Here is a 13,581-nt window from a genome sequence, read left to right as displayed (position 1 = left end):
GGATCGGCTCGGGCTTCAGTTCTTCACGGAGGCAGGGGCTGCATCGGCGGCCATGGCCGCCACGGGAACCGGCACGCCGTCGGCCACGCGGTCCTGCCCGCGAATGGCGATCACCTCGCCCGCGCTCAGGCCGGACACGACCACCACGCGCCCGCCAATGCTGTCGCCCAGAGTCACGGGGCGACGCGCCGCCCGGCCATCGCCGGATACGACCACGACCTGCGCCTGGCCTGCTTCGTCGCGCAGCACCGCGTCCTCGGGGACAAGCAGCGCCTCGGGCAGCACACCGCGCGGCAGCCGGGCGCGGACATACATGCCAGGCAGCAGGGCCAGGCCGGGGTTCTCGACCTCGACCCGGACCGAGACGGTGCCGGTGCCCGGATCGACGATCACGTCCATGGTTTTCAGCTGTCCCTGCCGTAGATGGGGCCGGTCTCCGTCCATCAGGATCTCGACCCCGCCCAGCCCCGCTGCGGCGGCGGTCCGGATGGCGTCGAGCGAGGCCGCGGGCAGGCGGAGATCGACATGCACCCGGTCAAGATCCTGCACCACGGCCAGCACCCGCTCGGCGCCCGGCGCCGCAAGCCCCCCGACATCGGCCAGCCCGCCCGCGACATGGCCCGCGATGGGGGTGCGCAGCGTGGCAAACTCCAGATCCAGCCGGCGGCGATCGACGATGGCCTGCGCTTCGGCGCGGTTCGCCTCGGCCAGCGCCAGATCGTTGCGGGCGGCGTCGTTCTTCTCGCCGCTGGTGGCGTTCTTCGCCATTAGCGCGTCCGACCGTTCCAGACCGCGCCGTGCATGGGCCTCCGCGGCCTTGGCGCGGGCAAGCCCCGCCTCGGCGGTCGCGAGATCGGCCTTCAGCGGCGCGGGGTCGATGCGGAACAGCACGTCTCCGGCCGCGACCCGCATCCCCTCGGTCACCGGCCGCTCCAGGATGATCCCGCCCACCTGCGGCCGAATCTCCACCCGTCGCCACGCCGCGACGCGTCCCGGGAATGTATCGGAAAGCACGATCCGTTCAGGCGTCAGGGTGACGAGCGTCAGCTGGACGGGCCGGTCGCCAGCCGGCTCGGCCCCGGCCAAGACCTCGACGGCGGAAGCGAGGGTCGGCGCCGCAGCAAGGCAGCAGATCAGAAGTAGCCTTGGAACAAGCAGGCATGTCATGTCGGAAATCCACGGATCGGTTCTGCTGCGCCAGATGACATGCCGGCGTTGACAAAACGGGGAGGTTCCGTGGAGGTTTCGTGGAGGTCCGGGAAATTGCTGCACAGATTGATCCGGTTCGCGCCCGTTCGCTTCGTCGGCGTGAGCGGGCGGTTTTGCGGAATGCTGCGGAGGCAATGCCGCAGAGCCAGCGGTCCGCTTTCCGCCCTTGGGTACCACGATGTGCGCAAGTGGCACACTGGGTTCCCAAGATCGGCACCGCCGATCACGCGGTCGGCGATAGATCGGGAGGCGCATCAGCGCCGTCCCCGAGCCCGCTGGAAGTGAGGCCAATGCCTCACCCGAAGGGATCGTATTCCGAAACGATCACGACCTCGTCGCCGTCGATTTCATCGGCGGGGACAGCGCCATAGGTTCCATCCCCTGCCTGGAAGACGACGATGGAGACCATGAGCGTGGCGGCGAGGGAGGCGGCGAAAGCGTGAGCATCTTTGCGGGACATCTGTTTGGCTCCTGTCTTGGAGGCGGGGGACCATCCCCCGCGCGACAGGACCCCGCAGGCCCGAAGACTGGCTGACATCACCGGGTGCGTTCGGCCCCCTCTTCAAACGGGGCCGAATCCGCCCGGCGGCACGGGCTCGCCCGTAGTCCGACCCCTTGGGGTTGATCTCGAAGACGGGATTCGGGGCAAGGAAGGGAATGGCGAGCGGGGGATGGTGCTCCGACGTCAGGAGCCCATTGTCCCGCTGATGCTTCTAACGCCGCCAGCCTCCCGGCCAGGCTCTTGGTTGAAGACCTACTTCTTGGGGGATGGAACCTTCGGCGCCCCGCGACATCGCGGGACTAGGTTGTGGTTGGTGAGAGGCCCGCCTTTCGGCAGGCCCCTCACGCCTTGTCAGGGCTCAGGCGGCCAGGTCCGCGCCCCCTGCCCTATCGCCGTCCTCGGCACCGACGATTTCGAGCCGCGCGTTGCGATAGCCTTCCCGCGCGATCCAGAGCCCGGCCGCGATGATGGATTCCGCCAGATGCAACAGCTCGGTGTTGCCACCGAAGTCCAGCAGCACGCGCACCTGCCCGGGCTTGGGTTCCTCGGCCACCTCGAAGACAAGGCGGCTATCGGTCGAATGGCTGCGCATGATGGTGACGAGGAGCACCCCGTCCGACGAGAAGTTCCCCTCGTGCAGCGTGAAGGAGGCCGGTGCCGTCCAGGTCGGATACGGCCGGGGTGGTTCCTTCTTCACGAGACGACCGACGCCGTTTGATCGTTCCCAAGCCGCGAGCTTCTTGGTGAAACGTGCCGGCGGCCTGGGACTGCCGTCGGTGTAGCGGATCAGCGCCCCAAGGGGGGCTGTGTCGATGATGGTCGTTGCAGACATGATTCCTCTTCCCGAATGCGCGCTTTCGCATTCATCTTATTGATATCGCGGTATTTTGTTTGACTGGGGGCGGGTTTCCCCGCCCCCGGATGGCTCGGATCACTCTGCCGCCATCATCGACGCGGCGTTCTCCGGCAGATCGGCGGTCAGGAAGGCGGGGAGATCGATATCCTCGGGCTGACCTGCGTCCTCCCCCTGCCCTTCTGCGATCGCCTCACCGTCACGTGCTTCCAGATCGGCGCGGCGCAGGACCTCGGGCAACCAGCCGCTGCCCTTCAGAAGACGCTCGGCCTCACTGGCCATCTCGCCCTTCTTCAGATGGTCGAGAAGCTGCGCTGTCCCCTCCCCCTTCGCCTCGCGCACGGCCTCGAGGATCCGGGCCTTGGGCACGCGGTTGAGATAGCCGTCGACCGTCGGCTCCCAGCCGGCTTCGACCATGTCGAGGTCGACCGCCCGGGCCACGAGATCGGCCTGCGCCATCCGCCGCGCCAGGCCGCTGGCAGAAATGCCCGCACCATAGGGGTTCACCTTCTCATGCAGCGCGTTGATCCCGAAGCTGAGGCAGTGCGCCAGCAGAGCCAGTCGGCTGCTCTGGTCGAGCGCGGCCAGATAGTCCCAGAGGGCGGCATCGTCGCCGAGGGGCAGATCGGCCTCCCACGCTGCGTGACGCTCGTCGACGAGCTTGGCCACGACGCTGTCCTTCAGATCGGGCGCCTGCGCGGTCATGTAGACATGGCGGACCGAGGCCTCGAGGCAGCTGCCCGAGGAACTCGACGTGCGGAAGGTGTCCGAGACGAGCTTCAGGAGCAGGAGCGTCAACGCCACGTCGGGAGATCGCCCGATGGCCTCGCGCAGCGCCAGCGTCCGATGTGCGGTCAGTTCCATGACCAACCGCTCGGGCAATGGCTTCAGCGCCCCGTCATCGTCATCATCGGACGGGTCCGTGCCGATCGGCTGCCCACCCGAGGTGATGACGGTCACGCCCGCGGACGACGCCGAAGGCTGCCAACCGGGGATTCCAGCAACTGCCCCCTGCCCCGTCGCATCCGCATCGCCGTCGCCCGGGACCGCGGACTCTTCCCGCGGTTCGTCCTCAGGCCGGACATAGCCACGATAGACCGCGAGGCTGCCATCCCGATCCAGCGTCACGAAGGCGCCCGCGCAAGCGACCTCGGCCGGGTCGAAGATCAACGGACGCTGTTCGAGAGCCTCCATCGCCGCCTCTAGCTGACCGAGCCGGGCATCGATCTCCTCGGGGTATTCGTCATTGCCGGCGTATTCCCCCTCCAGCGCACGATACTCGGCGAGGAGCGCGGCATGCGCGGCGCTTTCCTCGTCGGTCATCGGCGCCGGATCACCGGCCAGACGCCTGAGCCCGTGGCTGTAGCCATAGGGCAGATCGGTCGCCACCTCGATCCACTTCCAGCCCTCGGAAGCGAGCGCTTCGGCTTCCGCCTGAAGCTTCTCGGTGACCAGCCGGTCGAGCAGGGCAGGGTGCTCGAGCCAGCCACCGTCATCGGCCTGGAACAGATCGCGCAGGACGCCACCGCCCGCCGCCTCATAGGCATCGATACCGACGAAGACCGCGCGACCATCCGAGGCCCTGACCGAGGTCTCGGTCAGCATGCGCCGGATCGCGTAGGGCTCCTTGTTCCAGGAGTTCCTCACTGCATCCCAGACCTGCATCTGACGTGCGTGATCCGGGTTCACCGTGAAAGCTGTGAGCTGTTCCAGCGTCATGCCATCCTCGGCATAGACGTCGAGCAGGGCAGGGGCCACGGAGGCGAGTTTCAGGCGCTGCTTGACGATCTGGGGCGTGACGAAGAAGGCGGCCGCGATCGCTTCTTCGCCCTGACCCTTTTCGCGCAGGGCCACGAAGGCGCGGAACTGGTCAAGCGGGTGCAGGGCGACGCGCTGCATGTTCTCCGCGAGCGAGTCGTCCTCGGCCAGGATCTCCGATGCGGCATCCCGCACGATGCAGGGGATCGGCGCGGTCTTCGTCAGCCGCTTCTGCTTCACCAGCAGCGACAGCGCCTGGAAGCGACGGCCGCCGGCCGGGATCTCGAACATGCCGGTCTCGACACCGTCAGCATCGAGCACGGGCCGGACGTTCAAGCTCTGCAGGAGCCCGCGCCGCGCGATGTCCTCGGCCAGTTCCTCGACCGAGACGCCCGCCTTGATGCGCCGGACGTTGGACTGGCTCAGGACGAGCTTGTCGAAGGGGACGTCCCGCGAGGGGGACAGGGTGACTTTCTGGGCTGCTTTGGCCATCAGAACTTCTCCAAGACGGGCGCCGGAAGCCTCTCTCCCGATCTCGCTTCCCGTCACCCTCAAACCCCCAGTCCTTTCCCTCTTGAACACCGGGTGGCTGCCAAGAATCGACTTAACAGCTGTTAAATCACCACCAATCGGCCTGCATTCTCCGAGCACTTAACAGCTGTTAAGCCGCGTTCCGTCGGGCGATCAGCGCCATGACCATCGGCCCGCAGGAGAATTCTCCCGCCGCCGCCTTGGACGTCAGCGCACGCAGGTATCCGCCGGGCGACCTGATTTCGGCAAAACGTTCCAGCATGGCAACAAGGACGATCGACGCCTGCTCTGGTCCCATGCAGCGCTGCGCTTCTTCCCAAGCCGATGCACTGATCCCCATCGCCGGTCGGACATGGCACGCGGCGTCGAATAGCTGGTGCCAGTGTCGGATATCCCCATGGTAGAAGGTCTTGAGCGACGGACAGCCACTGATCACCAGATGGAGCGGGATCCTTGGCGCCCGCCTTATGTCCGGCTCTTCAATCTCCGCCTCAGGCTCCAGCTCCAGCTCCAGTTCGGATCCGGGACCCGCCGGCCCGCCTTTATTCAAGGCAGGTTCAAAATCGGTAGAGTCTTTTATTGAATTAAGATGGTGATGCTCAGATAGGGCATCATTGGTGTTCATTTTTTCTGTCTCTGGACCATCGATGACGTTGCGCGCATGATCAAGAAGGGTCTCAAGGTCGGTCCGGCAAGCCGACAGATCCTCAAGCGAAAGCTTGCGGCGTAGCGCACGGGCCGTGAGCGCGGCCTTATCGCGGAGCTGGTGCCATAGACCGAGCCCGGGCTGCACCTCCTCCCCGAACTCCGCCAGGGCGGCGATGTCGCGCCGCATGAGGCTCACGACCTCTCTCAGTCGCCGCATTCGGTCCTCGGCTTCCCGCACTGCTTCTGCCGCCCTTGCGATCTCCTCTGCCCGGCAGTAGAGCGGCGAGAGGTCGAAGCCGAAGGCCACCCGCTCTTCGCCATGCTTGCGGACATAGCGCTTCCCATTGGGGCTATCGCGCCGCGCAAGCAAGCCAGCTTCCACCAGACGGGCAAGGTGGCGACGCATCGTCGAGCAGGGCATGCCGTTCAGCCGCTCGCAGATCGCCTTGTTGGAGGGGAAGACGACCATTTCCGCGTTCCCGCCAAGCGCATCGCCCGGAAAAAAGCTGAGAAGCCCTTGGAGGACGGTCAGATCGCGCTCTGTGACCCCGAAGGCCCCTTGAGCCTTGGACAGCTCGCGCAAGAGCTCCCACTTGTTGGCGGGCCTAGCCGGAACTGATCCCTCAGACCGCTCAACTACATGCAGATGGGCGTGCGAAATTGGCCGCATAAACGGCGAGATCGGCGTGTACTCCATGTTGTCAGTTCACGAAGGCAAAATTTCCCTGGCCCGCGAATCGCTTTGCGCTTGCGGGAAAGGGACCAGATCGCTACGTTCAGAGGTGCGAAAACTGAGTTTTGTAGCGGGCTGGTCCCGTGCGAAACCTAAGAAAGGTCTCGTGAAGCTAGCTTCTCGGGGCCTTTTTCTTTTCTGCCTGTCTCGTGCCTCCTTTTTGGTTGTTGCTCTTCCTCAATCTTCCGAGCGCTTCCAGCGCTCGTGAAGCTCGGCGATCAGCTGTGGGGCATTGCCCTCCAACCAGCTGACGAAATCACTATCCTCGGCCTTCAACTCGAGCTTGAGTTGCTTTCCACGACGTCCGGTCGTGACAGTGGCGGCACCGACGCCCGGAATGACCCTGCCGAGCTGCCCTCGAGGGCGAGACGAGGATGTGATCTGTTCGGGCTTCCCTGCAGCAGAGAGGACGGCCAAAAATGCATGATCGGATTTCTCGTCGATACCGCCTTGGTGGGCGGTCTTCGCCTCACCGGCCAAAGCGGCGAGCCGTTCGCGCTCGACATCCGTAGACCCAAGCAACTTCTTGAGCTCTTCCCATCGGGGCCGACCGATACCCGGCGCAGCACCAATGGCTAGGATCAAGTCCTCCCCAACGGTGCGAACCACGCCTAACAGCTGAGAAACTCCTGCCTCGGTCAAATTGAGAACCTCGGCGACACCCTTGTTCGTGCGTTCGGATGCGCTCAGATGGTCACCGTCAAGCAAGGCGGCGGCGACAAGCGCGCGTTCGATGAAGCTCAGATCCCGCCGCTCCTGGTTCTCCAAAAGCTGATCGCGAAGCGCCTGATCGCCCTCCATCTCCGTGACGATGGCGCGGACCTTGATCCCCAGTTCCCTGCAAGCTTCCAGTCGACGACGGCCATAGATCAGGCTGTAGCGGTCACCCTCAAGCGGCCGGACGAGGATCGGCACGCGCTGTCCATTCTTGGAAATCGACGCTTTGAGACCCTCAGTCTCGATCTGCAGCCGGTCATCGAGCCGACCTGCGGCCTCGATTTGGTCAGGCTCAATTTCGAAGACGCCGCCGCGCAGCCTGCGCCCCTCGAGCGCGTCGGGCGCGTTGCGAAGGGTCTGCAACGGCAGCCCCAGTTTAGGCTTTCTTGCCATTGCGGCCCCACGTGTTCTGAATGATCGTCGCGATCTCGTCGTTGACAGCGTTCATGGACTCGATTGCGCGGTCGAAAGTCTGACGCGTGAAGTCCTTCTTGTCGGCCTCATAGAGCGTCTGCTTCGTCAGCCCTGCGTCAGAGATCGCGGTCGACTCAACCATATGGTTGGTCAGAACTGACCTACCGAACAGACCGCGGATGAAGGCAATAACCTCTGTCTGCGGGGCATCACCCACCTTGTATCGGGTCGGGAGGAAACGCAGCCAATCGAAACGAAGATTTGCACCGGCATCCCGGATGACACCAAGCAGATCAGCGGTCATGCGCAGGAACTGCGACATGGACATCAGATCGAGCATTTGCGGGTGAACGGTTACAAGGACCCCAGAAGATGCAGACAGGGCGGACATGGTCAGAAAGCCAAGCTGCGGCGGGCAGTCGATGACGACGACGTCATAGTCCGCTTCGACACTGTCGAGCGCGTCACGCACACGCGCGAAAAAGGCACGCGCGCCACCACGCTGAATGGCGGCGGGCGTTTCGTGCTCGAATTCCATGAGTTCGAGGTTGCCGGGAATCAGGTCAAGACCGCGGATGTAGGTCTTGCGGATCACATCCGAAATCGGAACCGGCTCATCGTAGCGCACCGCGTCATAGAGGGTGCCGCCCTCCATCAAATCCAGTTCAGGTTGGATGCCATGCAGCGCGGAAAGGGAGGCCTGAGGGTCGAGGTCGATCGCGAGCACCCGATATCCCTTGAGCGCCAAGCGTTGCGCAAGGTGCGCCGACGTGGTCGTCTTACCGGACCCGCCCTTGAAATTGACGACAGAGACAACCTGAAGCTCGTCCCCGGCACGGCGTCCCGGGACGTAGGTGCCAGGTTTTTTTGCATTTGCCTCAAGGGCGTGGCGGATGTCCCAGACATCATCCAGCGTATACCGACGGTGACTTCCCGCAGTCGTCTCGACGTCAGCGATCTTTCCTTCTCGATGAAGCTTGCGAAGATAGGTATGATCGACGCCGAGCAACTCGGCCGCTTCGCCGCTGGTCAGGCTGCGCATGACCTTCTTGGCGTCGGGAGGGAAGTGAGCCGCACGTTGCGCGTGAAGGTTCGACGCGAGAAGCTCTGCGTAGTGCCCGATAGCAATGTCTAGGTCTTGCTCGGCTTCGCTCATCTCTGCCTCGATCCGTGGGCGCGATTTTTATGTGACCGCGCGGTATTTTTCGAGACTATTGCCTGACCGACCAGATTCGCGCAAGCTATTTCTAAATCTGGTGTCAGGCGTTGAGTCACGCACAAGAGTGGCTCGGGCAAGAGGTCTCGCTTGCCCTCCGAACCCCATTGATATACGTTCACGAAAGTATATCCTTACAGGAGGTCACGATGCAGGTCGCAAAATGGGGCAACTCGCTAGCCGTCCGCTTGCCCGCGGAACTTGTCCGTGAGCTTGACCTCAAAGAAGGCGATCAGATCGACCTGATCAAGGACGACGGGAAGGTGAGAGTACGGCGCCTCGCGCGCGCGGACGAGGTGCTGACCGGCCTGCGCCGCTTCCGGGGCAAGTTGCCTGCTTCGGAACGCCTGAGCCGCGACGTCACGCATGAGCGCTGAGTTCGCGGACACGAATATTGTCCTCTACCTGCTCGACAACGGCCCGAAGTCCGATCGAGCCGAGGTCATTCTGGGGCAGGGGCCCCGGATCAGCGTCCAGGTCCTGAACGAGATGCTGGTCAACTGTCGGCGCAAAGCCGGGCTCAGTTGGGAGGAGTCCGGGGCGTTTCTCGAGGGCGTGCGCGCATTATGTCCCGTCGAAGACCTGACGCTGCACACCCATGACGTAGGCCGTGCCTTGGCGGAGCGCTACGGCTTCTCGATCTACGACGCGATGATCGTGGCAAGCGCATTGATTGCGGGTTGCACCACGCTGTGGAGCGAGGACATGCAAGATGGCCTGCTCGTTGAAAACCAGTTGCGGATTGTGAACCCGTTTGCATGAGCGGGTTGTTTCCTCCTTGCTCAGCCGAGCAAGCCCAACCGTTCTGCCCGATCCAGCAGCATCTTGACCGATGACACCTGCCAGCGGGTCCGGCCGCGGGGGGTGCGTTCGCGCATCGCCTCAAGCCGGTCGCAGATGGCTTGCAGGGTGATGTCGGGGTCGGCGCCCTTGATCGCGGCGACGATGGCGGGCAGGCGTTCGTCGGTTTCGCGGCGTCCGGCGCGGCCCAGGACCGTGTCGGGCAGGTAGCCGTCGCGGACATAGGACTTGACCGCGCGCAGCAGGCGGCTTTGCGTCCAGCGCCGGTCCGGGGGCAGGGGGGCGTTGACGATGCGCAGCACATCCTCCCACGCCATGTCGGGGCGCAGGCGGCGGACATGCGGCACCCAGTCCTGCGCGGTCTCGCCCAGACGCTGCATGTAGCCGTCCAGCCGGGCGAGGCGCACCTTGCGCAGCGCCGCCGGATCGCGGGCGCGCAGGCCGGGATTGCCGCCGATCCGGCCCTGGGCGCGGGCGCTGGCCAGCCCGGCCACGGTGCGCTCGCGGATCAGGGCGCGCTCGAACTCGGCCGCGGCGCCCAGCACCTGAAGCGTGAACTTGCCCTGCGGCGAGGCCGTGTCGATCGGGTCTTGCAGCGAGCGGAAATGCGCGCCCTTGGCCTCCAGCCGCTCGATCACCTCGAGCAGATGCGACAGCGACCGCGCCAGCCGGTCGATGCGCACGACCACCAGCGTGTCGCCCTTGCCGATCCTCTCCAGCACGCGGGCCAGCACGGGGCGGGCGCGGTTGCCGCCCGAGGCCTGTTCCTCGTGGATCTCGGCGCAGCCCGCTGATTTCAGGGCCTGGGTCTGGGGCAGGGGGGTCTGGTCCTCGGTCGAGACGCGGGCATAGCCGATCAGGGGCATGGGGTGGGGCGCCTTTCAATTCACGATGTCACCAGTAAACGACCGATTGGTATCGCATGCAAGGGCGTTCGCGGGGCACGCGGGAGGTCGGATTCCAACGGTTTTAGGCAGAACAGAGCCGTTTTCGGGCGTTAGAGGCCTTGTGCGGGGCATCCGGGGCAGGGGGACCGAGAGGCCGGAAAACGCCGCAATCGGAACTCCTCCGTGTAATCCGCGAATCTATACAATTCTGCGGCTGCGATACGATAGCCCATTGCTTTTATGCCCACAAAGGACGACCCGCTGCCCCTCCGATACCCCCGATGATCCGGCCCCGCGGGCCGAGGCCGATCCGTGGTTACTGCCCGAGGGCGATGCGCCAGGCAATCGGCCGAGGGCGCGGTGGCCGCGCCCGCCACCGCCGCACTTGTCGAGGCGCTGCCCGCCCGGCCGATGCTGACCACTGACACCGCCGCCACGCTGGCCGGCCTGTCGCGCGACACGGCCGAACGCGGCCTTGCCCGGCTGCACCGCATGGACCTGGTGCGCGAGTGGCCGGACAGGGACGGTTCCGGCTCTGGGCGGTGTGAGGGGGCGGGACGGGCGCAGGGCGCGGCAACTTGCGTGCCATGGCGGGATAGCGGGATCCGGCATTCATCGTTGGCGGTCGCCGCCCGTTGCCGTGGTGGCGTCGGAAGTTCGCGCGCTGGCGCAGCGCGCCACCGAGGCCGCGGGCGAGATCAACGACCTGATCCGGCCCGAGGGCGATCGGCGAATCTGCTCGACGCCCGGATGGACCTTCTGGATGCGCTCCGCAAGCGCGGCAACCGTCAGTCCGGCCTCGGCCTGCGGCGCGGCAAGCGGCTCGGCCGCAGGGAAGAGGTGTCAGAGCCCGCGCAAAGCAGGATTTGCACAAAAACCGCTGCACTTAATGCACTTATTTCATATATGGTGATAGACAGCAGAGGAAGGAGAGGACACCATCATGGCCATGTTGGCACACCGGCACCTGCCACCGACACCGCAGGACGCGGCGATCGCGCGCGTCTCTGGGCAGGCGTTGTCACGCTATGTGCAGGCGCGGGCACCGTTGAAGCTTCGCGTTACAGACTCGGAACAGACGACGCCGATCGAGCTTCCGGCGGGCGCCGTATCACTGCTCATGGAGATCCTTGAGGCGATGGCAGCGGGGCGCGGGGTCACCCTCATCCCCGAGAACGCCGAGCTCTCGACAGTGCAGGCAGCTGAGGTCCTGAACGTCTCGCGGCCGTTCCTGATCAAGCTGCTCGAGGATGGCAGCATCCCGCATCGGAAGGTCGGCAAGCATCGCCGCGTCCGCATGGAGGACGTGATGTCCTACAAGGCCGCGATCGACAGCGAGCGCGAAGCGGTGCTCGATCAACTGGCCGCGGACGCTCAAGAGCAGGACATGGGCTATGGGTCCAGATGAGCCAGTACACGGTACTGTTCGACGCGAACGCCCTTTATCCCGCGCCGATGCGCGATGCAGTTGGCGGTCACGGACCTTTTCAAGGCCAAGTGGACGGCCGACATCCATCGGGAATGGATCGACGCTCTTCTGCGTAACGAACCTCATCGGGAGCGGGCGGCGCTGGAGCGAACCCGCGACTTGATGGACAGGGCCACACGCGATTGTCTGGTCACCGGCAATGAGGCCTTGGTGTCGGTCATCACATTACCCGACCCCGATGGTCGCCACGTTCTGGCGGCGGCTATCGTCGGGCGCTGTGACGCCATCTTGACCCAGAACCTGAAGGACTTCTCGCCAGAGGCCCTTGCGCCCTTCGGCATAGAGACCCAGCATCCGGACGATTTTCTCCGAAATCAACTTTCTCTCGCGCCCGGTCTTGTTTGCTCGGCGCTGCGCAGAGTTCGCGCGACTGAACCCGCCTAAAAGCGTTGACGAGTATCTCGCGATCCTGACGCAGCAAGGGCTGGTCGCCACGGTTGCCGATCTGGAGCAATTCGCCGACCTGCTTTGATCGCAGGACCGTCCTGACCGGATGCGTTTTGGCCTCGGTTGAGAACCGCACCGGGCTTGCCGGAGGCTGATCCCGGTGGTTACGCGGCCGATCACCGGTTCAGTCGAAGCCTCAGCGCGGCTCGTTCAGCAGGCCGCGGATGATCGCGTAGCAGGCCGCCAGCAGCACCAGCGTGGAGGGCAGCCCGGTCGAGACCGCCATGGCCTGAAGTGCGATCAGCCCGCCGCCCAGAGCGGTCATCGGCACGGTACAGGCCACCATTGACGAGCCGCCCATGGTTTCGCGCCGCGCACTGACACGTGGGGCAGGGGGGCCGCTCACGCGGCCGCCTCCGTTTCCTTACCGGCCCGCGCCATGATGAAATCCACCGCCTTCTGGGCTTCCGAGGCGGCGCGGAAGATCGCGCGCTTGTCCTCCTTGAGGGCCGCAAGCCAGCTTTCGACATAGTCCCCGCTCTGGTCGAATTGCGGTTCGACGCCCAGCCGGACACCGAGCATGCAGGCGCCGATCTCGGCGACCAGTTCCTCGAAGGCATAGGTCTTCCGGTCGGCAAACCGTCGGATCCGGGCCAGGCGCGCGTCGGCCCCGGTCCAGTGGGTCAGTTCATGGGCGAGCGTGCCGTAATAGCCGCTGGCCGAGAAGAACGTGCCGATGGGCGGCATGTGGATAAGGTCTCGGGCCAGGTCGTAATAGGCGCGGGGCTCCTAGGTCGTGATGATCACGGCGCCCGTCGCCCGGACGAAGGCGTCCAGCGCGGGATCCGCGGTCGTGCCGAGGTCGCGCGGGGGGTCGGGCCGGATGTAACAGGCCTCGGGCAGACCCTCGATCTGGTCGGCGTTGAACACCCGATAGGCGCGGCAATAGGGGATGCTGCGTTCCTCGCCGTCCTCGTCTTCCCGCTCGATGGTCCCGTATTTGACCACAATGGCGGATTTCTCACCCTTGCGGAGCTGCCCGCCCAGCTCCTGGGCCTGCCGATAGGTCATCCAGCGCGCCGAGACGTAGCCCTTGCGCGCCGCGGTCGCCCAGAGCATCAGGACATTGATCCCGCGATACTCCTCGCCATTGTGGCGGACGGGGAAGTGGACGCCGGACTGGCCGCCGGTCCAGGGCTGGCGCCAAGGCGGGGTTCCCGCCTCGATCTGGCCGATGATCTGGTCGGTCACATGCTGGTAGATGTCGCGTTTCTCAGCAGCCATTTTCTGTCGCTCCTTTTGGTGCGCCGATAGTGTCCCACGTCGTGGTGTAGGAGCGCCGCCCCTCGGAGAGGTCAGGGCTTGATCAGGAAGCCACGGCTGGCAGCCTGACGGTGGGATTGTCGGTCACGCGGGCGAGCGTTTCAAGGCTCATG

At 65.0% G+C, this 13,581-nt stretch carries 15 protein-coding genes and 1 pseudogene; 5 read left to right on the top strand and 11 right to left on the bottom strand.

The features are described 5' to 3' along the window. Window positions 1-15 precede the first annotated feature (15 nt). From NHN26_RS14595 to repA, 7 genes are all read right to left on the bottom strand, one after another. A complete protein-coding gene (locus tag NHN26_RS14595) occupies window positions 16-1,167 on the bottom strand; it encodes an efflux RND transporter periplasmic adaptor subunit (protein ID WP_253090125.1) in 1,152 nt (383 codons plus the stop codon). Between the two features lie 337 nt (window positions 1,168-1,504). Beyond that, entirely contained in the window at window positions 1,505-1,669 is a 165-nt protein-coding gene (locus tag NHN26_RS14590) for a hypothetical protein (RefSeq protein ID WP_009574204.1), read from the bottom strand. Window positions 1,670-2,069: 400 nt separating this feature from the next. After that, the gene (locus tag NHN26_RS14585; RefSeq protein WP_132694244.1) at window positions 2,070-2,543 is read right to left on the bottom strand and encodes a UCP036055 family protein; all 474 of its coding nucleotides are present in this window, start codon (window positions 2,541-2,543) and stop codon (window positions 2,070-2,072) included. A 99-nt stretch (window positions 2,544-2,642) separates the two neighbouring features. Then, window positions 2,643-4,814 (bottom strand): ParB/RepB/Spo0J family partition protein, encoded by a 2,172-nt coding sequence (locus tag NHN26_RS14580; RefSeq protein WP_132694243.1) that lies wholly within the window; start codon window positions 4,812-4,814, stop codon window positions 2,643-2,645. Between the two features lie 169 nt (window positions 4,815-4,983). Beyond that, window positions 4,984-6,198 (bottom strand): plasmid replication protein RepC, encoded by a 1,215-nt coding sequence (repC, locus tag NHN26_RS14575; protein ID WP_132694242.1) that lies wholly within the window; start codon window positions 6,196-6,198, stop codon window positions 4,984-4,986. A gap of 213 nt (window positions 6,199-6,411) precedes the next feature. Then, on the bottom strand, window positions 6,412-7,344 hold the full coding sequence (gene repB / locus NHN26_RS14570) for a plasmid partitioning protein RepB (RefSeq protein WP_132694241.1): 933 nt from the start codon (window positions 7,342-7,344) through the stop codon (window positions 6,412-6,414). Next, entirely contained in the window at window positions 7,328-8,521 is a 1,194-nt protein-coding gene (gene repA / locus NHN26_RS14565) for a plasmid partitioning protein RepA (RefSeq protein ID WP_132694240.1), read from the bottom strand. The genes repB and repA overlap by 17 nt, the downstream gene beginning before the upstream one ends. Window positions 8,522-8,730: 209 nt before the next feature. Between repA and NHN26_RS14560 the strand changes: the two genes are divergently transcribed. After that, window positions 8,731-8,958 (top strand): AbrB/MazE/SpoVT family DNA-binding domain-containing protein, encoded by a 228-nt coding sequence (locus NHN26_RS14560; RefSeq protein ID WP_132694239.1) that lies wholly within the window; start codon window positions 8,731-8,733, stop codon window positions 8,956-8,958. After that, complete coding sequence (locus tag NHN26_RS14555; RefSeq protein ID WP_132694238.1) at window positions 8,948-9,343, top strand: PIN domain-containing protein; 396 nt, start codon at window positions 8,948-8,950, stop codon at window positions 9,341-9,343. Before NHN26_RS14560 ends, NHN26_RS14555 begins: the two co-directional genes overlap by 11 nt. Before the next feature lie 20 nt (window positions 9,344-9,363). Here NHN26_RS14555 and NHN26_RS14550 read toward each other — a convergent pair whose 3' ends face one another. Beyond that, window positions 9,364-10,248, bottom strand: coding sequence for a recombinase family protein (locus tag NHN26_RS14550; RefSeq protein ID WP_132694237.1), 885 nt, complete (start codon window positions 10,246-10,248; stop codon window positions 9,364-9,366). 964 nt (window positions 10,249-11,212) lie between these two features. On the opposite strand from NHN26_RS14550, the gene NHN26_RS14545 reads away from it, so the two are divergent. From NHN26_RS14545 to NHN26_RS17745, 3 genes are read left to right on the top strand one after another with little or no spacing between them, the layout of a single operon-like run. After that, window positions 11,213-11,677, top strand: a complete 465-nt coding sequence (locus NHN26_RS14545; RefSeq protein ID WP_132694221.1) for a helix-turn-helix domain-containing protein — start codon at window positions 11,213-11,215, stop codon at window positions 11,675-11,677. 54 nt (window positions 11,678-11,731) lie between these two features. Then, entirely contained in the window at window positions 11,732-12,142 is a 411-nt protein-coding gene (locus NHN26_RS14540) for a PIN domain-containing protein (RefSeq protein ID WP_253090124.1), read from the top strand. Further along, window positions 12,096-12,230: a VapC50 family PIN domain-containing toxin gene (locus NHN26_RS17745; protein WP_494338023.1), complete on the top strand. Its 135-nt coding sequence runs from the start codon at window positions 12,096-12,098 to the stop codon at window positions 12,228-12,230. The genes NHN26_RS14540 and NHN26_RS17745 overlap by 47 nt, the downstream gene beginning before the upstream one ends. A 111-nt stretch (window positions 12,231-12,341) precedes the next feature. Here NHN26_RS17745 and NHN26_RS14535 read toward each other — a convergent pair whose 3' ends face one another. The 3 genes and pseudogenes from NHN26_RS14535 to NHN26_RS14525 all read right to left on the bottom strand — a co-directional run bounded on the left by NHN26_RS14535 (window position 12,342) and on the right by NHN26_RS14525 (window position 13,429). Further along, window positions 12,342-12,551: a hypothetical protein gene (locus NHN26_RS14535; protein WP_354595941.1), complete on the bottom strand. Its 210-nt coding sequence runs from the start codon at window positions 12,549-12,551 to the stop codon at window positions 12,342-12,344. Next, window positions 12,548-12,919 (bottom strand): annotated as a pseudogene (locus NHN26_RS14530) (zincin-like metallopeptidase domain-containing protein); the annotation flags it as partial. The pseudogene NHN26_RS14530 and the gene NHN26_RS14535, both read right to left, overlap by 4 nt. Before the next feature lie 15 nt (window positions 12,920-12,934). Beyond that, window positions 12,935-13,429, bottom strand: a complete 495-nt coding sequence (locus tag NHN26_RS14525) for an ArdC-like ssDNA-binding domain-containing protein (RefSeq protein WP_253090122.1) — start codon at window positions 13,427-13,429, stop codon at window positions 12,935-12,937. Between the last annotated feature and the right edge of the window lie 152 nt (window positions 13,430-13,581).

The organism is Rhodovulum tesquicola, from assembly GCF_024128855.1.
Taxonomy (GTDB): Bacteria; Pseudomonadota; Alphaproteobacteria; order Rhodobacterales; family Rhodobacteraceae; genus Rhodovulum; species Rhodovulum tesquicola.
The sequence above is the reverse complement of the archived record's forward strand: the minus strand, read 5'-3'. Positions and strand labels throughout refer to the sequence as shown.